This is a genomic window from Bartonella sp. AS69XJJH (assembly GCF_042195585.1).
In the GTDB taxonomy this organism is placed as follows: domain Bacteria; phylum Pseudomonadota; class Alphaproteobacteria; order Rhizobiales; family Rhizobiaceae; genus Bartonella.
Window position 1 is genome coordinate 1 of the sequence record NZ_JBHIOO010000020.1, and the last position, 23,070, is coordinate 23,070.

Consider the following 23,070-nt stretch of genomic DNA (forward strand, 5'->3'; position numbering starts at 1 on the left):
CGGACAGTATTATACCACACCAGAAAATGCGGATTTTAGTACCAAAGCGCAGGTGAAAGCTTGGGTTTATGGGGGTGCTATTCCGAAAAGCGTTCTCAATTACGAACCTCTTATAGATGAGATCAATAAAGGTGTAAAAAAACTATCAGAAGTTGCTTGATTTTTAAGAACATGACCTCTAGGTGTGAAGAAAGATGGGCTAAGTATTTCTAAAAATGCCCTACTTGCTCTAAAGGTAAAATATGTGGGATTGGGCTGTTATGCCGAGCTTGCCACAAATCATGCTTTTGTTGCAATTTAAGCCAGAATTCCGCATCATTTAAACCCGCTTTTTCTAACCGTAAAGCTAAGTTAATGCTAATCGCTGCATGACAGTTTAAGACGCGGGATAAAGTTAAACGTGCAACGCCAAGACGATTTGCAGCTTCTGTTACTGTTAACCCTAATTCATCAAGCAATTCTTCTTTCAAAATGCCGCCAGGGTGTGGAGGATTGTACATCATAATAACACCTCAAAACTCAATGGTAATCTTGATAATCAACCAGTTCAACGTCTGTCCCAATAAAACGAAAGGTAACACGCCAATTTGCATTGACACGCATTGACCAGTAACCTTTTAAATCGCCTGTAAGCGCATGTAGACGATACGATTTAAGAGTAACTTGTTCAGGCGCGGATATTGTATCTAAAATTACTAAAATGTTTGCTAATTTTTTAGCATGCGCGGGTTGTATGCCTTTGCAAACTCCTCTTTCAAAGAATAATTTCAACCCTTTATGCTTAAAACTAACGATTGCCATATATACCCTCTTGATACTTGCTACTATACACCATGCATTTATGTCAATTGATATTTATCAAAGAGCGCCTTAAAACATAATTTTATATGTTAAAAAACAATAATATCATTTTGAAATAATTGAAAAAATAAGCAAATCATGCTAAGATTTTCTATGTATTAAAATATAAATTTAAGGTAAGAAAAAACATGCTAAATAAAGTGATGTTAATAGGGCGTTTAGGTGCTGATCCCGAAAGCAAAACAATGAATTCTGGAGCAGAAATAGTCAATTTTAGTATAGCGACTTCTGAGAGCTACACAGATAAAAATACCCATCAAAAAGTAGAGAAAACAGAATGGCATTCCGTGGTGATTTTTAATCCACATTTGGCAAAAATTGCTCTTCAGTATCTCAACAAAGGTTCAAAGGTTTACATAGAAGGCAAATTACAAACACGCAAATGGCAAGATAAAAATGGGCATGACCGTTACACAACAGAGATTGTTTTACCGCAATTCAAAGGCGAGTTGTATTTGCTTGATGCAAAAAAAGAGCAATCCGCCCCTTCACCCATTACTTCTCAAAGTTATGCTATCGCTTCAGGGGCTGCTGATCATAGTGCATCTCTTAATGACAGCATGCCATTTTGATTGAAAAAATACGACAAAAACAAAAAACGTGAATGTTCACAGATTAGGGGATGTATGAAAAAGAAAGATGCTTACATTTCAGAAGTGAAAGTACGTCAAGATCCTGTTAATCAATTGGCAATTGAAATGCGTGCTAAACGCTTTGGTTTGACTATTGAAGAGGCTAAAAATCCGCTTGCTGGTACTTATGTGGGGCGGCTGTGTTTGCAAGGCGTGCTTACTCAAGACCAGTATGATGCAGCGCAAAAATATCTTGAAGTAAAAAATGACTATTTGTGTGCAAAAGGTTTACCAAGCGCTGTTTATGATGAAATACCATCATCTTCTGATGACAAAGCAAGAGAAAAATGGGTTGAATTTGCAACAGAACAGTTTTCTAATATGCAAGAGGCGATAAAAGAAACACAACATCTCTATAGACAGTATAATCTTTATGCAGCAATACAATATATTGTTGTAGAAGACCAAATGTTACCACATCTTGTGAATTCATTGCGGGTCGCTCTTAACGCGCTTCATAAATATTTTGACAGAAAAACTAAATGGTAAATGTTTGTTATAATGTTTCAAAGGCAGTTGATTGCTCTTCTGATATTTCGGCTATAAATACTGCGTGAGAAAAGCTAAATAATATATATACGAATAGCTCAAAGAATGCGATATAGAATACAATACCCATAGAGAGGTTTTCGCGAAACTGAATCCAGAGAAGCATTGTTTGTAGTAAAAATGAAACAGGTAGCGCTTGTATTCTATATTGGATTGGTGCCATACAGACTGTAAGGGGAAGAGTAAGCATTAAAATAATTGTCCCTAACAAATAAGGGGCAAAAGAGCGGGGGAAAAACGTAGCAATGATGTACCCTGTAGAAAACATAATTATAAAGGTAACCACTGCTGTGAAATAGGAGAGTGCCATAAGGCGTAAGAATAAAAATAAGCTGCGTTTAGCAAAACGAAAGTAATAATTTATCGTTTTTTCTCCGTTTTTTTTCTTAATCGCTTTATGTTCTCTAAATCTTTCTCGTTTCTCAATTATTTCGTTCCATTTGCTTTTATCCTTTGTAAAAGCATAATCGATAGTTTCTAACGTTGGCAGTATTATTGTTAATAGTATTTTTCCTACTAAATTTAAGAACTCTTTTAGAGTTTCAAGTATGCCTCCTAGAAATAATCCAATGCCGTAAATTACTAATATAATAATATCAATTAATATTGGGATTATTAAGATAAGGATTACAATTCCTATAATAAACCACATTTTCTCCCCCTTTTTATTAATTATTAATCATAGTATTGAATTTTTAATTGATTTTTTTCTCAACCAGATTCATTCTGTTTTTCCATTATCATTATCTGTTTCTGTTGTTGCCAAAGCTTTTCGTATAATTCCTCAATTATTTTCTCTTGTTCCTTAATCGCTTTGTAGTGTCTATCGACCATCCTACTGTTTTCCTTAACTGCTTCGTTTCGTTGTATAATCGCTTTATTAATTTTTTCATTCTCATAATCAAACGCCATCTGAGAGTATTCGACTAAGCGATCATGTTCCAAATTTGCTATTATTCCTAGGTAATTTCTCCAAGCAAACAACAAAATTGCTACCACTAATAAAGAGTTTCTTGAAAATTCAAGATACCAAAGCACCCCGAGTACTATGACTAATAAAAGAGTACCTTGAAATTCTGTATTCCGACCATTCTCTGCTTCTTCCCGCATGTCAGAGACTATAGCCCATAGGATGAGTATACCCACTATTACTATGACAATATCACGCATTGTTCTCCCCCGCTTTTTGCTAATCAATAACTTTGTGTTCCCGTATAATTGATTCGTTTAGAGGATACAATTGTGAGTGGTTGGTTGTTAAAGACACTAGATTTAGGTGAAAAAATAAAAAATACACAATATTGTGATTTTTTTGTTGACAGGATATGAAAAATAGTGTTTTATGGCGTTGCTGTACTAGTCGAATTGCGTCTAGAATTACGGTAAAGGTATAACCTTTCTTATAAGTTTATCTGATTGTTCAGAGCCCTGCTTTTGCGGGGTTTTTTTATTGTCTTGTTTACAAAAAGAAACACACATGAAAACCACTGAAAAACTTGCAAAAAGAACGCCCCCAAAGGCAGGTCAAGGGCGGGTAAAAGGCGTGCCAAATAAAACGACACGTATTTTGAAAGAAGCAGTGCTTAAGGCAGCAGAGCGCGCTGGTAAGAAATATGGTGATGATGGTTTGGTCTCTTATCTCGAAAAACAGGCAATCAAATGCCCCGCTGCTTATTTGGCATTGTTGGGGAAGATTTTGCCTCTTCAAGTGACAGGGGAAGATGGCGGGGCGATTAAGATGATAACGCGTGTGGAAATCGCGCCTTTAGTTCATGACAACACGACAGATTAATATTGTTCCAAAACTCATTCCTATTTTTGCAGGGGACGCTTTGGTGCGTGCTGCTTGGGGAGGGAGAGGATCTGGGAAGACAAGATCATTTGCCTTGATGGCTGCTTTAAAAGGCTATCAATTTGGTAGGGAAGGAATATCAGGCACTATCCTTTGTGCACGACAGTTTCAGAATTCTTTGGCAGAAAGTTCATTGGAGGAGATTAAACGCGCCATTGAAGCGCATGACTTTTTAAAGGAATATTACAAGGTTGGGGAATCTTCGATTAAGTCGATAGATGGTCGTATAGCCTTTCAGTTTTCTGGTCTTGACCGCAATATTGCAAGTATCAAGTCTATGGGGCGTATTTTGCTTTGTTGGGTTGATGAGGCAGAGCCCGTTACAGAGACGGCTTGGCAAACGCTTATACCGACTTTACGTGAAGAGGGAGAGGGGTGGAGAGCAGAGTTATGGGTGACATGGAACCCATTGCGAGAGAATGCCCCCGTTGAGAAGCGGTTTCGCTTTTCAGACAATGAGGCAATTAAGCGTGTTGAGATCAACTGGTCAGACAATCCGAAGTTTCCCAAGATCTTGAATGAAGCGCGGCTTGATGATTTGAGATCCCGCCCCGAGACTTATAAGCATATCTGGGAAGGGGCTTATCTTACAGCGGTTCAAGGTGCTTACTATCAGAGGGAAATGTTGGCAGCCGAGCAAGAGGGGCGGATAGGGCGTGTTGCGCGCGACCCCTTGATGCAAATACGTGCTTTTTGGGACATTGGGGGCACGGGTGCTAAGGCAGATGCAACAGCGATATGGATAGCGCAATTTGTTGGTAGAGAGATCAGAGTGCTTAATTATTACGAAGCACAGGGGCAGCCTTTATCGGAGCATATCGGTTGGTTGCGTCAAAATGGTTGTGAGAAGGCGTTGATGGTTTTGCCCCATGATGGTGCGACGAGAGACCGTGTGCACAATGTGAGTTTTGAGAGTGCTTTAAATGATGCGGGGTTTGAAACGCAAGTGATCCCTAATCAAGGGGCAGGGGCGGTTAAGATGCGTATAGAGGCGGTGCGGCGTATTTTGCCTTCTGTTTGGTTCAATGAAGAGATGACGGTAGCAGGGCGCAAAGCACTGAATTGGTATCACGAGAAATGGGATGAGAAGCGCGGCATTGGTTTGGGTGCAGAGCATGATTGGTCGAGCCATGGGGCGGATGCCTTTGGACTGATGTGCATTGTCTATGAAGCACCACGTATTAAACCGCAACAAGAACGTTATCGCGCTATAGAAAGAGAAGCGGCATCATGGATGGCATTCTAGATCAAGACTTTCAAAAAACGACAGAATTCGATGAATATGAACTCTATAGGCGCCTAAAATCTTGGTATGCAGAAGATATTGAGCATGTCAATGAATGGCGTGAACAGGCGCGTGAAGATTTTGATTTTTATAATGGTCGTCAATGGGCGGAAGAAGATCTTGCGGTTTTGAAAACACAACGCCGTCCTGTTATGACCTTTAATCGTATTGCACCGCTTGTAAATGCTATTGTTGGGGCGGAGCGTAATAATAAGCGCGAAGTACAGTTTCAACCACGGCAAGTAGGAGCAGCAATACCCAATGAATTGCTTACTGGAGCAGCAGAATGGTTTCGTGATGAGGCGGAGGCGGAATATGCCGATTCCGATGCTTTTCAGGATATGGTTATTTGCGGTATGGGCTGGACAGATACACGGCTTGATTATGAAACAGATCCTGAAGGAACCCCCGCTGTTCAACGTTTAGACCCCTTAAAAATGGTTTGGGATGCCAATGCTGTAAGACCAAATCTCATTGACGCACAGCGTATGTGGTATGTTGATCGCAAATCCGTTGAGGATGCGAAAAGTTTTTTTCCTGATGTGGCTGTTGAAGATCTTAACGCCGATTGGGCTATCGATAGCACAACCGCTTCTGAGGATTCTCATGTGTCGCTTGATGCGTATCATGATGACTCCAATGCGACTTCTCTCTCAGAGCAGTGTTCTGGGAAACGCTATGTTACGCTGGTTGAATGCCGTTGGTTTGAATATGAGACCACTTACAAGGCGACTGATCTTCAAACCGGTCAGATGCGCAACTATAGCAAACAGGAGTTTGAACAGCTTCAAAGGGTCATGCCACAGTTACAAGGTGCGCGTTTTAATAAAAAAGTGGTGAGACGCGCTTTTCTGGGACGGCGCCTTTTAGCAAAGCCCGATAAGCCATTAGCACCTGATGAGCAGCTAGGTTGGGAGTGTATCACGGGCACGCTGGATAAGCTTAAAAACCAGTTTTACGGGATTGTTCGCCCCGCAAAAGACCCACAAAAATGGTCGAATAAATATTTTAGCCAAGTGATGTATATCCTTAATAGCCAGTCTAAGGGCGGTTTGATGGCAGAACGAGGCGCTTTCGATGATGATCGCCAAGCGTTAGAAAGCTGGGCGCGAACGGATACGATTACTTGGGTTAAAAATGGCGCGCTTACAGGAGGGAAAATTCAACCAAAGCCAAGTGCACAATTTCCCAATGGATTTTTCCAGCTGTTTAATGAATCGCGTGAAGCGATAACGCATGTAACAGGGTTATCGGCTGAGTTTATCGGAACACGGGAGGTCAACCAAGCCAATGTGCTGGAAAATACACGCCGGCAATCAACGCTTAATTTGCTTGCGGGGCTGTTTGATAATCTCAAGCTTTATCGGTGTAGGCAGGGAAAGATTATCCTTTATCTCATTCAGAATTATCTCTCTGATGGGCGTCTGGTACGTATTTCTGGACAAGAGAATGCCCAATATGTGCCGTTAACGCGTGAAGCTGTTACGACGCTTGAGTATGACATTATTGTTGATGATTCACCGACAAGCCCCAATGAAAAAGAAAAAACTTTTGCAGCAATTACGCAGATGTTGCCGTTGCTTGGTGGATTCTTAACACCGGAGATGATTCCAGATCTTCTTAAGCTTTCCCCACTACCAGCAACATTGGTCGCAAGTTTAACGGCAAAGGCGCAGCAAGCACAACAGCAACAGCAGATGATGCAACAAAGCCAAGGGGCGCAATTAACTCCAGAGCAACAAGCAAAGATTGCTGTTTTACAGCAAGAAGCACAAGCAAAGAGCACACTCTATCAACTTGATGCACAGCAGAAACAAGCGGCATTGCAGCAGAAAAATATCGAACTTTTCTTGAAGCAAGAACAAGCGCGGATGCAGCTTGAGTTGCAACAGGCAAAAAATGAGATAGCGCAGCGTGATTTAGAACGTAAAGCCCTACAGGCACAGTTGGAACACTATCGAGTTTTGACAAAAAATATAATAGCACATTGAAGGAACAGAATATGGAAGAAGAGTTTACGCCTGAAGAACAAGCAATCTATGATGAACATTTTGCCAGTGATAATGCTGTTGAGTTGGTCGAGCCTGAACAAGTTGAGGAAGTTTTGGATGCAGAGGAAAGTTCTGAACAACCAGCTGTAGAACCGCTTCAGGAGCAGCCAAATTCTGATGCAATAGAATCTGATAAACTAGAGCAAGAGCGGCAAGCACGCCAAAAGGCAGAACAAAGCGCCATTGAAGCGCGTGAATTGGCTATTGAACTTGCGCAAAAATATGCCGCAATGCAAGAAGAAATCACGCGCCGCCGTGATGAAAATGTTCCCTCCCTAGAAGACGACCCAAAAGCACATGTTGCATGGCTTAGTCATAAGGTACAGGAACAACAGAAATTGCTTGATGAGTTTTCTCATATGAGAGAGAGCCAAGAGCGCATGAGTCAAGAGGAATATGAACGCCAAAAGTTGGGGGATTATTTCGAGGAAGCCAAAGCGCAAGTACAAGATAAATATCCAGATTTAGACAGTATCACGGACTATCTCTATGAAAGAGCAGACAGTGTCTTACAAGCGCAAGCAAGCCTTTATCCGCAATGGAAAGACCCTGTAGCACGGCAACAGCAAATTGGTGCTGAATTGCGCCAAATATGCCAGCAGTGTCAGAAAGCCGGTATAAATCCAATTGAGGTGCTGGTGCAAAAAGCAAAAGCTTTTGGCTATAGTGGAGCGCCAGTTAAGGACGAAGTGGAAGCCCTTCAAGAGCGCTCTCAAGCAGCGCGGACACTTACAGCGCGCGGCGGACAAGTTCCAACAGGCGGTATGGATGTGAGAACGCTCTTTTCCATGCCAGAAGCCGAATTTGCTGTATGGGTTGAGAAAAATCCCGAAAAATTTGAACAAATTATGAGCAGAGCATGAAGATGTGCGTGGTAACGCAACAGAGAGAACCAAGTGATTGTTATCGTTTGGGGGAGCCGCAAGGCGAGTTTTAAAAACCAAGAAAGGCATTGATTGAAATGGCAGTAACACAGGTAAATCTTAATGACCCATTAGCCGTTGGCGTTTGGGCTAAGATGCTAAACACAGAAACTTCAAAAGCGTTGCCCATTGCACCGCTGATGGGAAAAGGAAAAAACAGCATTATTCAAGTATTGGATATGCTAGGAAAATCCGCTGGTGACTCTGTGACGAGCGGATTAAGAGTCCAACTTATGGGGGATGGCGTTAGCGAAGGACAAACGCTGGAAGGCAATGAAGAAGCACTCCAATTTATGAATGAAACGGTGCGTATTAACGAGCTTTCTCATGCTGTACGCGTAAAATATGAAGGCACCATTGATCAACAACGTGTTTTATTTAATTTACGAACAGAAGCAAAGGATGGGCTTGTTGATTGGTATGCAGATCGCTTAAGTTTGATGTTCTTCATTCAGGCAGCAGGCTATACAGCACCATGGATTCACTTCGAAGGACGCACCATAACCATTAAACCCGTACATTATGGTTTTAATGCTCCATTAGAGCCAAGCAAATTGCGTATTATTCGTGCCAATAAGAAAAAGACTGATGAAGAACTTACAAAAGACGATGTTTTTACATTAGATCTTATAGATCGGGCTGTTGAACGCGCAAAACTTGCTAATCCACGTTTGCGTCCGGTTCGTGTTGATGGAAAATCGGCATATGTGATGTATCTCCACCCAACACAGGTAACTCAATTGCGTACCAATACAAAGAGCGGGCAATGGTTAGACATTACCAAGGCAGCTTATGATGGCTCTGGAGCTAAGAACCCAATTTTTAATGGTTCTTTGGGGATGTATAACGGTGTCATTTTGCGTGAAGCTGAACATGTCCCCAATGGTATCAATTCAAAGACACAAGAGCCTGTAACATCTGTTCGCCGTGCTGTGTTGCTTGGTGCGCAAAGTGTTATCATGGCTTATGGGCGCGTTGGCAATGGAGCAACAGGAGGTGATGGGAAAGGGGGAACACGCTATAAACTTGTTGAAGAATTGTTTGATTATCAACGTGAATTTGGGGTTGCAGCTAAAACCATTATCGGCATGAAAAAGTCACGCTACACCTTGCCGCATTCTGATCAAGGGGGACAAGACTTTGGCACGATTGTTATCCCTTCTTTTGCCGAAGCAAGCTAATTATTAAAGGATGACAATTATGGCAGAAAAATCGCTAATTACACAGGAACCTGTTGAAACAGTTGAAACTGTTGAGACTGTTGAGATGACAGATGAGGGATTGCCACCTGTTTTGCAGGGACGTAACAACTCTACGCAGCAGGTTAGTTATTTACGAGCGCGTGTTAAATATACAGACCAAGGGTTGATAACAAAAATTGGCGTTCTACCCCGAGGGGCTTTTATCAAAAGCATTACAGCTTATACTATGGAGGATTTTGAAGATGTAAAAGCTACATTTGGAAAAGAGCCTCATGGTAATGATTATGGAGGTGTATGGCTTCGGCAATCTACCGATGGCAATCTGTACCTCCCTATGGAGGAACGAGATGTTCCATTAGAAGCTGAAAATGCGATTTACATGACACGAGACAAGAAAAGCACCAAAGGTGATGCTGAGGTGATTGTTGAGTTTTACACCAATCGTTAAAGGCAAGGGGGCGTTTATTGCTTGCGTCCCCCTTCCACACAAGATGCCCCAAGACATTTGGAAGAGGGTGATATGACAATAATAGTACAGACAGGTGGTCCGATTGGAGACAAACAGACCATTGCTCCTTGGGATAAAAATTTTATCCAGATGTTAAGTGATATTCAGGATGAAATAGATGATCAAACAGATGAGTATGTTGATCAAGTACAAAGGGCGATATTTTCGGCTATTCGCTTTTGTGAACGATTGCCTTTTTATTTCAATGAAAGCCGCGAAGTTGTTTTTACCACTCTAAAGGGCAAAAGCCGTTATGGCGCAGAGGCACATCCCTCTATAACAGGGGCTGTTCGCATTGTTGATGCTTATATTTATGAAGATAATCACAGCAAAGCAAAGCTTTTGCAGGTAGATCCGCTTGTTATTGAGAATCTTGAGGATGATTGTAACCATGGCATGCCTACACGCTATGCTTATTTTGAACAAAAGCTTGTCTTGTATCCAACACCAGAGCGCGTTTATTCTATCAGGCTTATTCTTGATCCTGTGAGAATAAAAGATATTGAGAGTGCACAAGAATCGTCCATATGGTTTCGTGAAGCCTATGAACTGATCAAAACGCGTGCAAAATATGAAATTTATACCAATATTATTAAAGAACCGCAGATGGCAGCGGCTGCTTTTGCCATGTTTCAAGAGCAACTCGATGCGCTTCAAATTGAAACATCACGGCGCAAGAATTTGTTAAAAATTCAACACACGGATTTCTGATGACCTTTATCCCTATTGCTGAGTATAGACCAGATGTTGCATTTATTAATAGTGGTTATTCCAGTGAGATCGTGAACGTTTTACCTGCACCAAATTCGTATATTCCGTTTCCCATTGTGGCGCCGGTCTCAAATCCTTTTCCGGATGTGATTTTGGGGGTCTATGCTGTGCGCTCATTGGGTGGTGTGCGCATCATTGTGGGTGCACCAACAAAGCTTTATGAATATGACAACAGCACGCGCGGCTGGAAAGACATTAGCAAGCCTCACACACAATATCACGCCAATGAGACCGCGCTTTGGTCTTTTGCCTCCTTTGGTGATCATATCATTGCTGTTAATAGCAATGACCCACCACAAATGCTTTCGTTGAAAACAGATGAAAAATTTTGTGATTTGAGTGGTAATCCGCCGCGTGCTGGACTTGTGCGTGTGTGGGGTGATTTTGTTTGCTTGATGCAACTAACAGATAAGCCAAACCGTGTTCAGTGGTCAGGTCTCAATGATGCAACACATTGGACGGTTGGGGAGAAAAGTTGTGATTATCAAGATTTTCCTGATGGTGAATATGTTCAAGGGTCTACGGAATCAACAAATCCACTTATTTTTATGCGCTCCGCTATTTATCACGCAACTTTTGTACCAGGCTCTAAAATTATCTTCAGTTTTGCAAAAATAAAAGACAAAATAGGGGCTAAAAGCAGTATGGCAATTGCAAGCCGTGGAGACTGTACTTTCTTTGCATCTGATGATGGTTTTTATCAAATCAACAGTGCTGGTGAAATGCTTCCTATTGGCTTTGGAAAAGTCGATAAAACTATCTTCACACTTTACAATAACTTTGCCATTGATGAGATGAGGGCATGTATTGATCCGGTCTATTCTCGTGTTTATTTTTCTATCAATGATAACACCGAAGGGATGCATATTTATGTTTATGATTGGCTCTTACAAATATGGAGTGTCATTAAGGGGCAAAACCTTCTCTTATTTCCCCTTTTTGCAGCCGGTTATACATTAGAAGGCTTAGACGAAGTACAAGAGAGCTTGAAAGATTTACCAGCTTCTCTTGATAGTAAAATGTGGCAAAATGGTGCGCCTGTTTTAGGAGCCTTTACGCCAGACAACACATTTGGTTTTTTTGCAGGTCCTCCGATGGAAGCAGTTATTGCTTCACAAATTGTGGGGGATACGGGCAGGCAAATCAACCTGATGAGTGAGGCTTTTGTTCAAGCGGATACAACAAAAGGTTTTTTAAGTGTTGGGGCGGCTTTTATCATTGATAACAAGAACCAATTAAATTGGGCTAAAGAGCGTTATGCCGGCTATAATATTGGGATGTATAATATCCGCTCACGGGCACGTTATCACGCTTTGCGTCTGAGAATACCAGAAGGCACGCCATGGACGCATATAACAGGCTTTGATGTGACGCTGAAACCCGCGGGCATAAGATGAGTTTTAAGATCTATAATACAGAAAAATGGAGCGCTGAACAAATGGCGCCCTATTTTGACAATGTCATAAAATCGATAGCTTATTTTAATCAAAAATTCCCTGATGATTATAATACAGAGACTATTTTAAACGATATTTTGAAGGGAGAAAAAGTTCTTTGGATTATCGTTGATGCGCATGAAAATTTTATGGCGCATGTCACAACACAGTTACAAGAACTCGTCACTGGAGCATTAAGGGCGGTTATTGTCACCCTTGGTGGAAAGGGAGGAGCACCCTTAACGAAGCTTATCACTCAGATTGAAGCCTATTACAAGGAAAAAGGGGCAAAAGAGCTTGTCATCATAGGCAGGCGAGGGTGGGAAAAATCTCTTAAATCACATGGATATCTCGTTAACCTTTTAGAATATAGAAAGCAGCTTTAACATGGGAAAAAGTTCTAAACCAATCCAGAATACCCAAAATACGACGCAAACAAATGCACCCCCTGAATGGGCAAAAGGTATTTTTGAACACGCAGCTCAAGATGCCATGACTTTTTATAACCAAGGCAGCGGAAAAGCCGTTTATGACGGGCAGCGTGTTGCGGGTTTAAGTGATCAAACAAAGAATGCGATTAATGGGCTTAGCAATAATACGCATAACTATGATAACAACACTTTAAATGGATTAGCCACAGGGCAAAATTCAACAAGCCAAAACTTAAAAAATATGGCTTCAGGGCAACAAATAGGCAATAACCCTTACTTTGATGAAGCGCTTCAAAACACATTAAATAAAGCAACAGACACGATTAACAGTTCACTTTCTGGGGCGGGGCGTTATGGTTCGGGTGCACATACTGGGGTTTTGGCTGATGAATTGGGGGGCATAGCAACACAAGCTCTATCACAGCAATATAACCAAGATGTCAACAACATGATGAATGCCAATGGTCTCATTGACCAAGCAAACCAAAATCAGTTGGCGGGTGCCAATAACTTCTTTCAAGGTCAAGGTCAGGCAAATCTCAATGCGTTGACGGGAGGGAGTGTGCTTGATGCCAATCATCAACGGCAATTAGATGAAGAGCGGCAAAAATGGGAACAGCAGAACAATCTTGATTGGGACCAGTTAAGTAAGTTGCTTACAGCTGGTGGGGCTGTTGCTGGAAATTATGGAACGCAAACAGGACAAAGGACAACATTGACTCCACAGCCAAAACCTAATCCATGGGAGATTGTTGGAAATGTTGGAACTATCCTTGGTACTTTTGCTGGGCTTAGCGACATCAGAGCGAAAGAAAATATCGTGCAAGTGGGGCAGCGAGATGGACACAAACTCTATGAGTATAATTACAAGGGGCACCCAGAGCGCTATCGCGGGGTGATGGCGCAGGATGTTTTGAAGTCAAAGCCTGAAGCTGTTTTCTTGCATAAGGCGACAGGTTTTTTGCATGTGGATTATAGCAAGCTTGGCTTTGAGATGGAAAGGGTGCAGTGATGGAACAAGAAAACACAAATTCTCTTTTAAAGTTGTTTGATCCAAAATTTTTGCGTCCCTTGATGTATCAGGTCATGCCTCAATTGCCAGGGCATTTGTTCAAACAGCTTTCGACGCCTCCAAGCACGCCGTTGGAAGGACGATACAAGCCAAGTTTTTTAGAACGCGCTGCTTTTAGCACAAACCCTTTTGATGCGAATAATGGGGATAATACTCCACAAAAATTGAGTCCTGCAGAGCTTATTCGCGGTTCTCAAACAGGAGGAGGAGAAGTTGGGAAAAAAACGCCAGCAGAATTGATTATGTCTACGGATGATTTAAAGCGCCAAATGCCCCCATTGCCGGATGTTTCAAAGGATACTGTTAAGATACAAGAGGCGCCAGAGCAACAAAAGCATGACTTCTCAGAGCAGGGAGGTGTTGCATCAATGATCCCTCAATCTCCACTTGTTGGGAACATTGATCAGTCTAGTGAGGATGAAGCTGGGCGACAGCAAAAAAATGTGATGGATTATATTGCTCAACTTAATGAGAAATCTATAGCGGAAAACTCTTTGAAAAACGATTCTGGAAATAATGAGGAAAAGCTTTTTGAGGCACCCATAGGAGAAGAAAAACATTTGAATGCACACTTACCAGAAGAGGAGCATTTAAAAGAAAGTGGTGATCTTGAACAAAAAACAGATTATATCAAGTCACTTGATCACTTTGTTCAGACAGGAGAAAATCCAAGTAGCTTATGGGAGCGTTTTAGAAAATCAGAATTTTCCGAGCATTTAATGGATTTTTTTGCGGGGCTTGCATTAGGAAAGACACCACAAGAAAGTTTTTCAAATGCATCTATCCTTATGCGACAGGGCAACAAGGAACGCGCACAACATAGACAAACTTTGCAATTTTTACGCTCTAAAGGATATAGTGATGAAGATGCGCAAGCACTCACACAATATCCAGATCTTGCCATGAAAGTTATAGGCAACACGTTAAGCCCGCAAGAAGGCTATAGGACATTGACAGCGGAAGAAAAGGCAGAGCAGGGATTGCCTGAGGATATGGTTTTCCAAGTCTCAACAAGCACAGGGAAAATTATACCTGTCCAAGGAGGACAGCGTTCCACTGCTTCTGGATTAGGGGGGAATACCGATGGCATGCTGTCAAAGCCTGAATCAGGTTATATGTATGTTAAGGATGAAAATGCACTTGGTGGCATACGTGCGGTGCCAATTGCAGGCAGTGGTTCAGAACATAAATTAATTCAAGAACAGAAGGAGGAGGAACGTAAAAACCAACAAACGCAAATGCGAATTCTGGAAACAGCAGACAGGTCAAATCGTATACTCTCAGCATCTAAAGAATTGCTAAAGATTGTTGAGGAACATCCGCATGTTGTTGGTTTCACTGGTCCTATAATGTCGTTCCTTCCTAATTCTAAGGCAAAAGATTTCGGGCATATGCTTGATTCATTGAAGGCAAGTATCGGACTTGATGCCTTGAGAAAAGCAAAAGCATTTTCACCAAATGGCGCATCTGGCTTTGGGAACTTGTCTAATATGGAATTGCAAGCATTGCAAAACTCTGTAGCGGCGCTGTATCAAGATCTTTCTGCAGAGCAAATGAAGAAGTCGTTAAAAACAGTTATTGACACTTTCAATAAATCCAATGCAGCAACGCGCGCAATTCTTTTTGGTGGTGCAGAAGCAACAAGCGAGCTCGTTCGAGCCGCCTATGGGGAAGATGCTTATAAAGGGAATAAGGGAAATCATGCACAGTCAAATGATCCACTAGAAAAACAGATAGAAGCATTGCCGGAAGGCATGCTGTTCGTTGATAGTGACGGGCGCATTAAGGAGAAACAAACCAATGGCTGAAGTAATTCCTCCTCTTATTAATCGTAAAAACACAAGAGTCATTGGGCATATAAGTGACTATACACCAGAACAGCTTCAAGAACTTTTCGCGAAGAATAAGGAAAAGCTAAGAGGTTCTGTTACAGGAAATAGTGGTGCAACAGAAGAAGATGGTCCACATCCAAGTGCAGCGGGTGCTTTTGGATGGGGTGCTCTTCACGGCTTAACCATGGGGTATGATGATGAAATAGCTGGAGTATTCGCTTCGGGACCTCTGGGACCTATTAATTATTGGATGGGAGATGAAGAAACAGTTAAAAAATATAATGAAGTAACAAAGCGATGGCGTGACTATCAAAGAGCGGCGAACCGAGATCAGTTTTATCTATCTCTTGCTGGGAATTTAGCGGGTGCTGCGGCACCCGTAATTGCTTCTGCCCTCTTTCCACCCGCGGCAGGGGCGACTGCTGCCGCTCGTGCGGCAATTGGGGCTGATGTTGTGCTGGGAGGTAGAGCTGGTGTTGCAGGAGCACAAATAACCAGTAAAGCTTTAGCAGCAGGAGAAAGGGCGGTGCAATCTGCTTTAGCAGAGGGTGCGGAACGGGCAGCGGCAAAAGCTGCAGGTGAAGCAGCAATGAAAGCAGTAGCAAGCAAAGAGGCGGCAAAATTTAGCTTGGGGCGTGCAGCAAAAACTGGAGCCATTTATGGCGGAATAGCAGGTAGTGGTGAGGGGGAAGGGCTTGCAGATACTCTAGTGTCTGCTGGGTTTGGTGCAGGGTTAGGCGTTGCAACACCATTTGTGGCCAGTGGTGTATCAAAAGTGACGCCTTTTGTGACAAAATCACTTAAAGCAGCATTGAGAGGACCTATAAGCCCAGCTGAAATGGCAGCAAAAGCAGCGCTAATGCCAGAAAAAGAAGCATTTCAGGTAAGCGATAGAGCGCTTAGGGATGTAAGCCAAGCTTTAGGGGATGAAGGTGTTGATAAGCTTGAAAGGGCATTAAAACAGCGTGGTCCTGATTCAATGATTATTGATCTTCACGATGGGCTTGCTACAAGAGCTTTTGAGGCAGCAAAAAAAGACCATGATACATATTCGCTCATAAGTAATCGTTTGAATGAAAGACAAGATGCGAGTGCACTGCGGGTAAAGGATGCGTTGACAGATGTGATGGGTCCAAAAGTAGATACGCTTAATTTAAAGCAAGAGATTATCAAACAAGCACAGAAAAAGGCTGAACCATTTTATGAGAGGGCGAAAGCTTCTCCTATTTCTAATGCTGCTCGTGAAGATTTATCGCGGTTGCAAGAAAACCCCGCGTTCCAAAAAGCCTATAAAAAAGCAATTGCGCGAATGCCAAATGAAGCGGATGCAACAGTTAGAGGGAGCAATGGATATCCAAAGCTGAATATGCGAATTTTACATAAGATGAAAGAGGTTTTGGATGATCAAATTAATTCTGCTCGTATCAAAGGAAAACAAGGATATGCGCGAGATTTGACTCTGTTCAAACAACGCATTCTGGACGTTTTAGATACGTCATCTCCAGATTATGCTAAAGCACGGAAAATTTATTATGACGAGCGTACTATTGGTGATGCCCTCGAGCAGGGAGAGCAAGCGCTGAAGAAGAGCGTTAATCTCGATACAATCAACAGTCAACTTTCAGATTTTGGGTTAATGGAAAAAGATGCGTTTCAAAAAGGTGTACGGTCGCAACTAGAGGATGCGGCAGGCAATGCACAGAATTTTGACCACAATCTTTTGAGTTTGTTTGACACGTAAAATGGTCAAGAAAAATTACAGCGTATTTTTGGTGAGGATAAAGCCAAGCAACTTATGAAAGTGTTGCGACCAGAAGTGGAAAGAACAAAGCTTTTTGCACGATTGCCAAACCATATGGGTGAAGTGGAAGAGAGGGGGGCACAACAGACTATGGGTATAGGAAAGATTGCTTTCATCAAGGCAGTTGTAAAAAATTTCGCAAGAGAATTTGGACGCAAATTCTCAAGCGTCCATAAAGATACTGAGAGAGATATTGCAGCGCTTATAACAGCGCGGGAAAAAGGAGATTTTGGGTTAGCAAGGGAAAAAGCTGTTGAATTAATTAAGAAGTTTCATGAAGCAGAAAAGAAACGCTTAATAACACGAGAAAATTATACGAAATTCATTAATTTTGTTGGCATTATTTTGAATAGCAGCGTTGATAGAACGGTTATAAACTAATGATCAATTTTCATCCCAATGTGAAGCGTGCTATCTCACAGGCAGCACAAAAATATGGTTTACCAGAAAGCTTTCTTGAACGTGTTGCTATGATAGAAAGTAATGGTAATCCAAATGCAAAAAATAAGAACAGTAGTGCGGGAGGGCTGTATCAATTTTTAGATTCAACAGCAAAGCACTATCAACTCAATAACAAGTTTGATCCCTTTCAAGCAACCGATGCTATGGCACGGTTAACGAAGGATAATACGCGTTATTTAGCTACAGCATTAGGCAGAGAGCCATCAGAGGCAGAGCTTTATCTTGCACACCAACAAGGACCAGCAGGGGCAGTAAAGCTTATCAAAAATCCACATATTCCAGCAAGTCAGCTTTTAGGGAGCCAAGCAGTCACACTCAACGGTGGCAACATGGAAGCTACAGCAGGGGATTTTATGAATCATATTTATGGGCTTTACAATAAAACGGGAGATGCTTTGAAGAGAACGATACAGCAAAACCAAAGCAATGGACAAGCAGCACCAAACGAGGTGGGTCCTTTGCGTGGGTTTGAGAGGCTTCAAAAGACACTTCAAGGTAATCAAGAGGGGCAAGGTAATCAAGAGGGGCAAGGTGATCAAGGGGGCAACCAATTAATGGCATATGATACGCCATTCCCAAACAGAATGATGGCACCTGAAAGCGGAGATAATTTAACAGGACAGGTTATGGAAACCACACCATTGCAAGCACAAGGTATTGATGCAGGTGCTCTTAAAAAGGGCTTTTCTGGCTTGCTTCATTTAATGAGAGAGAATGGAGAAAGACAAAAACAGCAGGCACAGATGGTACAGCAACAAATGTTACAGCAACCCGTCATGGCGGGATTCTCACAATCGACTGGGCGCCCGACAGATTTAACAGCTCTCATTGATCCCTCTAGGCGGCAATCTGTTGGTTCCTATGGGCGGCAAAAAGAAGAGCAATTGCGCGAAGAGTTATTAAGAAGAACGGGGGCTTATCATGTCTGATATTTATGACTGGTCACTCACAGCTGATCAAAATGCCAATTCAGATAGTATGATTAATTGGGCAGAAGGGCAGCCGCCTAGTTCTGTCAATGATAGTGCGCGGGTCATGATGCAGCGTATACGTGAATATCTTGCCGATAATGGTGGTTCTCTTGACTCAAAGTTTATTGTGAATGCAAAGGAACAAACTACATCAATCCTGTTAACGACGGTTTCGCCAATAGCGAAATATAAAAACGATATCATTATCCGCTTTAAGGCGCGTGGTATAAATATTGGTACGACAACAATAAACATGAATAATATAGGAGCAAAGCCACTCTATAAAGCCACCAGCACGGGGATAGTACCATTGACAGGTGGTGAGTTACAAATGGGTGGCATTTATGAAATAGTCTATAATGATGGCGCATCAACAAAAGGTCTTGAGGGCTGGTATCTTTTAAACCCTACCCCCATTCCAGCACCAAAGGTCGAAACCTTTCCTTGTGGGTTTATTGCGACCTTTGCTATGCAAGAAGTGCCAAACGGTTGGCTTTTATGTGATGGCGCTACTTATGAACGCAAGGATTATCCGCAATTATTCAAGGCGATAGGGGATAAATGGGGAAAAGACAGCGATACAACCTTTAAAGTTCCAGATTTTAGAGGAGTGTTTTTGCGCGGCTTTGATGATGGTCGCGGTTTAGACAGAAATAGAAAATTTGCTGATATACAGCAAGATTGCCTTAAATCGCACACACATGCTTGTACCATTGAAGAGGCAGGTCAACATACGCATAAGCATGATTATTCTATAATTACAAGAGTTGGTCAAATAGGTGGCAGAAATCCTGCTTTTGGTAATTCATATTATACAAAAGATACACAACCTGCTGGAGTGCACACGCATAAGGTAACGGTTTCTTCAACGGGCGAGGCAGAAACACGCCCTGTTAATGTACCGGTTGTTTATGCCATAAAATCTTAAGGTTTTCAGATGATCAATAATCCGTCTGCTATTGATGATATTGCGGACGCGGAGCAAATCCGCGTCCTTTTTTATGCAAGCAATCGAATGGTTCATGCACCATTGAATAAGGTGCTTGATCTCGTCAAAAGCGACATACATCATGATCTTTTAAGCGCTTTGGCAGAGTATCAAGAAGCGACAGATCAACGCATAGAGACCATGCAAAAACTTATTGATGAATTACAGTTTCTCATCCCCAAAAATCTCAAAAACAGACTTACTAAGGAATGAACCGCGATGCCATTACCCTATCATACGCATATATTTAAGCTTGAACCAGCAACAAAAGAAGAAGTCAAAGAAGGTGTTTTAGATAGTAAGGCTCTTGCACCTGTTTCAGTGGGGAGTGCAGCAGCTTATGAGGTAGAATATTTTGCAACTGCTGCTCAAGGGAAAAAGGCTGATGATGCTGTTGCTAAGAGAGATATTGGAGCTCTTGCTTACAAAGATAAGGTCACAATCAACGATATTGAAGCAAGTGGTGAAGCGCATGAGAATGCTATTTTATCAGGCGCTGGCTGGGTAAAAATATCGCCTTTAGGGATTGGCGATATGAAGGCTGCTACATATGACCCCGACAATGTGGGGTCAAATGCATTTTCTATGGAAAATATGCACGAGGGTCCTAACAAAAAGATCTTAACCACAGAGGAAAGATCAAAGCTACGATGGTTGAGTCCTACGCAGCCAACGATGGAAAAATGGCGGAGGGGAGATGAAGGTGCTTATTATCCCATATCTCCAGTAGATCTCAAAAATACCATTCGTTATTTTGTAGACTCAAAGTCTGTTGGTATGTCAAGATTGATCTATGATCCAGATAAAATAGCAAAAAATGCCTTTGATATGGAGAATATGAAAGAGGGGAACACGCATCTTATTTTAACCCCTCAAGAACGTGCACAGGTTGCAAAAATTGATAAAATTGAAGATGTGGCACAGCACGCACAGGAAAGTGCACAACAAGGGCTTTATGCAGCCAGTGAGGCAAAGGATATTGCCAATGTTGCATTAAGTACAGCAAAGGATGCAAAAGTTCACGCTGTAGATGCGAAAAATACCGCTGAAGCTGCGCAAAAAACAGGAGATAGGGCACAAGCTGTAGCAAGTGTCGCACAAGAAACAGCGGATAGTGTACAGAAAAAAGTTGATCTCATTCAACCTCTTGCAAAACAAGACTGGATTGATGGCACAAAAACAGTGGATGCCCTTATCTCACCAGCCAAACTGATGGCTTCAATCAAAGCAAATAGTAGCCATAGCAGCGGCGGTGGCAACAATGGTGGCGGGGTAAGCAAACCTGTTGAAATTCTGATGACGGAAAGTGGAGATATTCCACTGCCTGCTGGTATTACTTCTGACACCGATATCGAAGTATGGGCTTGGGGTGGTGGAGGTGGTGGCGTTAAGGATGGCGGTGGCGGCGGCGGTCAATGCGTGCATGTTAAAATGAAAGGTTCTGATTTAGATAAATTAAAAACAGCTTACATTGGTCGTGGTGGTAAAGGCAACGACAGTAACATTTTGTGCAATGGTGGCAGAACAATGATCAAAGGTCTTGTTACAGCAGAAGGAGGATATTCCGTCTCCATGGCTCTCGTTAACTTTGGAGGGAAAGGCGGTGATGGAGGAGGAAACAGAGGGGGCAGCAGTGGGGAGAGTTTTATTTTTTCTGGTGGGAATGGTGGAGGAAGTGGAAGTGACGGCAAGAGAGCTGGTACCGGTGGAAGTTCTTTTCTTGGCGGCGGCGGTGGAGGTGGTGGTCAATGCAAGGGTTCTATCATGGGGCAGGGTGGTGAGAGTTACAAAGGTGGTAACGGTGGTAGAGGTGGTAAAGAATGTGGTGGTGGCGGCGGCGGATATTTTGATGGGAAACACGGAGGCGACAAAATTGGCGGCGACGGCGGTGACGGAGCAGTACTCATAAAGGTATATTTATAAGGTGAATTGAACAATGGCACGGAAAATAAGTAAAGACTGTTTATACTGTTTAAAAAAGTGGGAAGGTTTGCGCTTGCAGGCTTATCAAGATACTTCTGGCATATGGACGATTGGTTATGGTCATACGAAAAAAGCCGGTCAACCAACAGTTGTTGAGGGTATGGTGATTACGGAAAAAAAAGCCGAAACCATGCTTTTAGCAGATTTGCAGCAATATGAGAGAGCGGTAGAAAAAGCAGTTTGTGTGAATTTAAGCGATGAACAGTTTGGCGCTCTTGTTTCCTTTTGTTATAATGTGGGTATTGCAGCTTTCCAAAACTCTACATTGCTTAAAAGGCTTAATCGGGGGGATTATGAAGCCGTTCCCTTCGAATTACAAAAATGGACTAAAGCGGGAGGCAAACGTTTACAAGGTCTTGTACACCGGCGTGTAGCAGAGGCAGGGCTGTGGGCGAAAGGGGCTTATGTTTCTTCTAATTATCAAACAGTAGAAATGAACCAACCAACAGGGTTTCTTAAAGCAGAAGCATTGGCACCCATTATTGGTTCGTTCTCAGGTCTTGGTGGATTTTTAGCGGGCAATGGACCCATTCAATGGGCATTAGCCGCTGTTATGATTTTAGCGGCATGTACGGGCATTTTCTTTGTTGCTAAACGCTTTCAGGAGCACCGCCTATGATCTTATGGATGAAAAGAAATCTGATGATAACAGGCGCGGCTTTAGCCGCTTTTTTTATAGCCTTAGCAAGAGCTTTTACTCTTGGGAAAAAAGCAGAGCAACAAAAGCAAACAGAAAAAGCTTTAAAAGTAGCAATAACACGGCTTGAGGTAGAAAATGAAATTAACAAAAAAAGTGATGCTGATGTGCGTGCTGCTCTCTCTGACTGGTTGCGCAACAAATAAATATGCTTCTTCTTGTGTTGGTTGGTTACCTATTTATTTGGAAAAACAAGATCTTATTGTCATTACCCCAAACCTAGCAAGAGAGATCTTAAAGCATAACAAGCAGGGTCAACGCTTGTGTGGGTGGAAACATGGTTAGAAAAAAAACGACAAAACACACAGAGCTTACAGAAGTAGAAAAAGAAATGCTTCAGGAAATGATACTGACCTACCAAAGTGTGAAAATGATGTCGCGTCTCATGAAGTGGATAGCATTTTTTCTTTTTTTACTTATCCTCGATTTTGCCCGTCTTATGGATGCGCTAGATAATGTCATTGCACATTTAAAGCAGTGGTTTTCAAAGAATTAGTTTCACTAAATCTATCCTTAAAATATGAAAAAATGATTAGGCTTGCAAAAGCTTGAGAGAATGGACTTCGCTTATGAAAGAAGAAAGTTTTACACAAACATTGTTTACGTGGATGGGGGGAAAACATCATCTACGTAAGAAAATTATACCGATTTTAAATAGCATTGATCATGGAACCTATGTTGAACCGTTTTTAGGTTCTGGTGTTATTTTCCTCAATAAAAGACCAGCAAAATATTCCGTTATTAATGATTTGAATGGAGAGAT

General features: G+C 42.1%; 26 protein-coding genes and 1 pseudogene. 23 read left to right on the top strand and 4 right to left on the bottom strand.

Annotation, left to right across the window (positions count from 1 at the left end):
- Positions 1-209 precede the first annotated feature (209 nt).
- Both ACFIK6_RS07885 and ACFIK6_RS07890 read right to left on the bottom strand, forming a co-directional pair.
- Positions 210-503 carry a HigA family addiction module antitoxin gene (locus ACFIK6_RS07885; RefSeq protein WP_375642500.1) on the bottom strand — a complete coding sequence of 98 codons (294 nt, stop codon included), beginning with the start codon at positions 501-503 and terminating at the stop codon, positions 210-212.
- A 16-nt stretch (positions 504-519) separates the two neighbouring features.
- Positions 520-801, bottom strand: coding sequence for a type II toxin-antitoxin system RelE/ParE family toxin (locus ACFIK6_RS07890; RefSeq protein ID WP_004856694.1), 282 nt, complete (start codon positions 799-801; stop codon positions 520-522).
- A gap of 188 nt (positions 802-989) precedes the next feature.
- Between ACFIK6_RS07890 and ssb the strand changes: the two genes are divergently transcribed.
- Both ssb and ACFIK6_RS07900 read left to right on the top strand, forming a co-directional pair.
- A complete protein-coding gene (gene ssb, locus ACFIK6_RS07895) occupies positions 990-1,433 on the top strand; it encodes a single-stranded DNA-binding protein (protein ID WP_375642499.1) in 444 nt (147 codons plus the stop codon).
- Between the two features lie 54 nt (positions 1,434-1,487).
- On the top strand, positions 1,488-1,982 hold the full coding sequence (locus ACFIK6_RS07900) for a hypothetical protein (protein WP_375642498.1): 495 nt from the start codon (positions 1,488-1,490) through the stop codon (positions 1,980-1,982).
- A 7-nt stretch (positions 1,983-1,989) separates the two neighbouring features.
- Here the strand turns inward: ACFIK6_RS07900 and ACFIK6_RS07905 are convergent, their stop codons facing one another.
- Positions 1,990-2,694: a hypothetical protein gene (locus ACFIK6_RS07905; RefSeq protein ID WP_273758872.1), complete on the bottom strand. Its 705-nt coding sequence runs from the start codon at positions 2,692-2,694 to the stop codon at positions 1,990-1,992.
- A gap of 59 nt (positions 2,695-2,753) precedes the next feature.
- On the bottom strand, positions 2,754-3,212 hold the full coding sequence (locus ACFIK6_RS07910; RefSeq protein WP_273758873.1) for a hypothetical protein: 459 nt from the start codon (positions 3,210-3,212) through the stop codon (positions 2,754-2,756).
- A gap of 307 nt (positions 3,213-3,519) precedes the next feature.
- On the opposite strand from ACFIK6_RS07910, the gene ACFIK6_RS07915 reads away from it, so the two are divergent.
- The 21 genes and pseudogenes from ACFIK6_RS07915 to ACFIK6_RS08015 form a co-directional block, all read left to right on the top strand.
- Positions 3,520-3,834 carry a hypothetical protein gene (locus tag ACFIK6_RS07915; protein ID WP_273724397.1) on the top strand — a complete coding sequence of 105 codons (315 nt, stop codon included), beginning with the start codon at positions 3,520-3,522 and terminating at the stop codon, positions 3,832-3,834.
- Positions 3,815-5,140 carry a PBSX family phage terminase large subunit gene (locus ACFIK6_RS07920; protein WP_375677526.1) on the top strand — a complete coding sequence of 442 codons (1,326 nt, stop codon included), beginning with the start codon at positions 3,815-3,817 and terminating at the stop codon, positions 5,138-5,140. Before ACFIK6_RS07915 ends, ACFIK6_RS07920 begins: the two co-directional genes overlap by 20 nt.
- Entirely contained in the window at positions 5,125-7,170 is a 2,046-nt protein-coding gene (locus tag ACFIK6_RS07925) for a portal protein (RefSeq protein WP_375642496.1), read from the top strand. Before ACFIK6_RS07920 ends, ACFIK6_RS07925 begins: the two co-directional genes overlap by 16 nt.
- A gap of 11 nt (positions 7,171-7,181) precedes the next feature.
- Positions 7,182-8,093, top strand: a complete 912-nt coding sequence (locus ACFIK6_RS07930; protein WP_375642495.1) for a hypothetical protein — start codon at positions 7,182-7,184, stop codon at positions 8,091-8,093.
- Between the two features lie 98 nt (positions 8,094-8,191).
- Positions 8,192-9,334 (top strand): N4-gp56 family major capsid protein, encoded by a 1,143-nt coding sequence (locus ACFIK6_RS07935; protein WP_375642494.1) that lies wholly within the window; start codon positions 8,192-8,194, stop codon positions 9,332-9,334.
- A 19-nt stretch (positions 9,335-9,353) separates the two neighbouring features.
- Positions 9,354-9,803, top strand: a complete 450-nt coding sequence (locus tag ACFIK6_RS07940; protein WP_375642493.1) for a hypothetical protein — start codon at positions 9,354-9,356, stop codon at positions 9,801-9,803.
- A gap of 72 nt (positions 9,804-9,875) precedes the next feature.
- The gene (locus ACFIK6_RS07945) at positions 9,876-10,574 is read left to right on the top strand and encodes a hypothetical protein (RefSeq protein WP_375642492.1); all 699 of its coding nucleotides are present in this window, start codon (positions 9,876-9,878) and stop codon (positions 10,572-10,574) included.
- Complete coding sequence (locus ACFIK6_RS07950; protein ID WP_375642491.1) at positions 10,574-12,031, top strand: hypothetical protein; 1,458 nt, start codon at positions 10,574-10,576, stop codon at positions 12,029-12,031. Before ACFIK6_RS07945 ends, ACFIK6_RS07950 begins: the two co-directional genes overlap by 1 nt.
- Positions 12,032-12,072: 41 nt before the next feature.
- Positions 12,073-12,456, top strand: coding sequence for a hypothetical protein (locus ACFIK6_RS07955; protein ID WP_273723905.1), 384 nt, complete (start codon positions 12,073-12,075; stop codon positions 12,454-12,456).
- Position 12,457: 1 nt separating this feature from the next.
- Positions 12,458-13,513, top strand: a complete 1,056-nt coding sequence (locus ACFIK6_RS07960; RefSeq protein WP_375642490.1) for a tail fiber domain-containing protein — start codon at positions 12,458-12,460, stop codon at positions 13,511-13,513.
- A complete protein-coding gene (locus ACFIK6_RS07965) occupies positions 13,513-15,381 on the top strand; it encodes a hypothetical protein (RefSeq protein WP_375677527.1) in 1,869 nt (622 codons plus the stop codon). The genes ACFIK6_RS07960 and ACFIK6_RS07965 overlap by 1 nt, the downstream gene beginning before the upstream one ends.
- A pseudogene (locus ACFIK6_RS07970) lies at positions 15,374-17,587 on the top strand (hypothetical protein). Before ACFIK6_RS07965 ends, ACFIK6_RS07970 begins: the two are co-directional and overlap by 8 nt.
- Positions 17,587-18,597, top strand: coding sequence for a transglycosylase SLT domain-containing protein (locus ACFIK6_RS07975; RefSeq protein WP_375642487.1), 1,011 nt, complete (start codon positions 17,587-17,589; stop codon positions 18,595-18,597). The pseudogene ACFIK6_RS07970 and the gene ACFIK6_RS07975 overlap by 1 nt, the downstream one beginning before the upstream one ends.
- Positions 18,590-19,567 carry a phage tail protein gene (locus ACFIK6_RS07980; protein ID WP_375642486.1) on the top strand — a complete coding sequence of 326 codons (978 nt, stop codon included), beginning with the start codon at positions 18,590-18,592 and terminating at the stop codon, positions 19,565-19,567. The genes ACFIK6_RS07975 and ACFIK6_RS07980 overlap by 8 nt, the downstream gene beginning before the upstream one ends.
- Positions 19,568-19,576: 9 nt before the next feature.
- Complete coding sequence (locus ACFIK6_RS07985; protein ID WP_375642485.1) at positions 19,577-19,840, top strand: hypothetical protein; 264 nt, start codon at positions 19,577-19,579, stop codon at positions 19,838-19,840.
- A 6-nt stretch (positions 19,841-19,846) separates the two neighbouring features.
- Positions 19,847-21,550, top strand: coding sequence for a hypothetical protein (locus ACFIK6_RS07990; RefSeq protein ID WP_375642484.1), 1,704 nt, complete (start codon positions 19,847-19,849; stop codon positions 21,548-21,550).
- Positions 21,551-21,563: 13 nt separating this feature from the next.
- Positions 21,564-22,229, top strand: a complete 666-nt coding sequence (locus ACFIK6_RS07995) for a lysozyme (protein WP_273723914.1) — start codon at positions 21,564-21,566, stop codon at positions 22,227-22,229.
- On the top strand, positions 22,226-22,453 hold the full coding sequence (locus ACFIK6_RS08000) for a hypothetical protein (RefSeq protein WP_375642483.1): 228 nt from the start codon (positions 22,226-22,228) through the stop codon (positions 22,451-22,453). The genes ACFIK6_RS07995 and ACFIK6_RS08000 overlap by 4 nt, the downstream gene beginning before the upstream one ends.
- Positions 22,386-22,592, top strand: coding sequence for a hypothetical protein (locus ACFIK6_RS08005; protein WP_375642482.1), 207 nt, complete (start codon positions 22,386-22,388; stop codon positions 22,590-22,592). Before ACFIK6_RS08000 ends, ACFIK6_RS08005 begins: the two co-directional genes overlap by 68 nt.
- Positions 22,585-22,803: a hypothetical protein gene (locus ACFIK6_RS08010; RefSeq protein WP_375642481.1), complete on the top strand. Its 219-nt coding sequence runs from the start codon at positions 22,585-22,587 to the stop codon at positions 22,801-22,803. The genes ACFIK6_RS08005 and ACFIK6_RS08010 overlap by 8 nt, the downstream gene beginning before the upstream one ends.
- Before the next feature lie 73 nt (positions 22,804-22,876).
- Positions 22,877-23,070 (top strand): DNA adenine methylase (locus tag ACFIK6_RS08015; protein ID WP_375642480.1); only part of this gene is annotated, 194 nt, incomplete at its 3' end.

Coding starts and splice junctions, on each gene's coding strand:
- ACFIK6_RS07980 (WP_375642486.1), top strand. CDS start 18,590: ATGTCTGATATTTATGACTGGTCACTCACAGCTGATCAAAATGCCAAT.
- ACFIK6_RS07995 (WP_273723914.1), top strand. CDS start 21,564: ATGGCACGGAAAATAAGTAAAGACTGTTTATACTGTTTAAAAAAGTGG.
- ACFIK6_RS07975 (WP_375642487.1), top strand. CDS start 17,587: ATGATCAATTTTCATCCCAATGTGAAGCGTGCTATCTCACAGGCAGCA.
- ACFIK6_RS07965 (WP_375677527.1), top strand. CDS start 13,513: ATGGAACAAGAAAACACAAATTCTCTTTTAAAGTTGTTTGATCCAAAA.
- ACFIK6_RS08000 (WP_375642483.1), top strand. CDS start 22,226: ATGATCTTATGGATGAAAAGAAATCTGATGATAACAGGCGCGGCTTTA.
- ACFIK6_RS07915 (WP_273724397.1), top strand. CDS start 3,520: ATGAAAACCACTGAAAAACTTGCAAAAAGAACGCCCCCAAAGGCAGGT.
- ssb (WP_375642499.1), top strand. CDS start 990: ATGCTAAATAAAGTGATGTTAATAGGGCGTTTAGGTGCTGATCCCGAA.
- ACFIK6_RS08010 (WP_375642481.1), top strand. CDS start 22,585: ATGGTTAGAAAAAAAACGACAAAACACACAGAGCTTACAGAAGTAGAA.
- ACFIK6_RS07945 (WP_375642492.1), top strand. CDS start 9,876: ATGACAATAATAGTACAGACAGGTGGTCCGATTGGAGACAAACAGACC.
- ACFIK6_RS07910 (WP_273758873.1), bottom strand. CDS start 3,212: ATGCGTGATATTGTCATAGTAATAGTGGGTATACTCATCCTATGGGCT.
- ACFIK6_RS07955 (WP_273723905.1), top strand. CDS start 12,073: ATGGCGCCCTATTTTGACAATGTCATAAAATCGATAGCTTATTTTAAT.
- ACFIK6_RS07990 (WP_375642484.1), top strand. CDS start 19,847: ATGCCATTACCCTATCATACGCATATATTTAAGCTTGAACCAGCAACA.
- ACFIK6_RS07925 (WP_375642496.1), top strand. CDS start 5,125: ATGGATGGCATTCTAGATCAAGACTTTCAAAAAACGACAGAATTCGAT.
- ACFIK6_RS07960 (WP_375642490.1), top strand. CDS start 12,458: ATGGGAAAAAGTTCTAAACCAATCCAGAATACCCAAAATACGACGCAA.
- ACFIK6_RS07920 (WP_375677526.1), top strand. CDS start 3,815: ATGACAACACGACAGATTAATATTGTTCCAAAACTCATTCCTATTTTT.
- ACFIK6_RS08005 (WP_375642482.1), top strand. CDS start 22,386: ATGAAATTAACAAAAAAAGTGATGCTGATGTGCGTGCTGCTCTCTCTG.
- ACFIK6_RS07885 (WP_375642500.1), bottom strand. CDS start 503: ATGATGTACAATCCTCCACACCCTGGCGGCATTTTGAAAGAAGAATTG.
- ACFIK6_RS07940 (WP_375642493.1), top strand. CDS start 9,354: ATGGCAGAAAAATCGCTAATTACACAGGAACCTGTTGAAACAGTTGAA.
- ACFIK6_RS07950 (WP_375642491.1), top strand. CDS start 10,574: ATGACCTTTATCCCTATTGCTGAGTATAGACCAGATGTTGCATTTATT.
- ACFIK6_RS07890 (WP_004856694.1), bottom strand. CDS start 801: ATGGCAATCGTTAGTTTTAAGCATAAAGGGTTGAAATTATTCTTTGAA.
- ACFIK6_RS07935 (WP_375642494.1), top strand. CDS start 8,192: ATGGCAGTAACACAGGTAAATCTTAATGACCCATTAGCCGTTGGCGTT.
- ACFIK6_RS07900 (WP_375642498.1), top strand. CDS start 1,488: ATGAAAAAGAAAGATGCTTACATTTCAGAAGTGAAAGTACGTCAAGAT.
- ACFIK6_RS07905 (WP_273758872.1), bottom strand. CDS start 2,694: ATGTGGTTTATTATAGGAATTGTAATCCTTATCTTAATAATCCCAATA.
- ACFIK6_RS07930 (WP_375642495.1), top strand. CDS start 7,182: ATGGAAGAAGAGTTTACGCCTGAAGAACAAGCAATCTATGATGAACAT.
- ACFIK6_RS07985 (WP_375642485.1), top strand. CDS start 19,577: ATGATCAATAATCCGTCTGCTATTGATGATATTGCGGACGCGGAGCAA.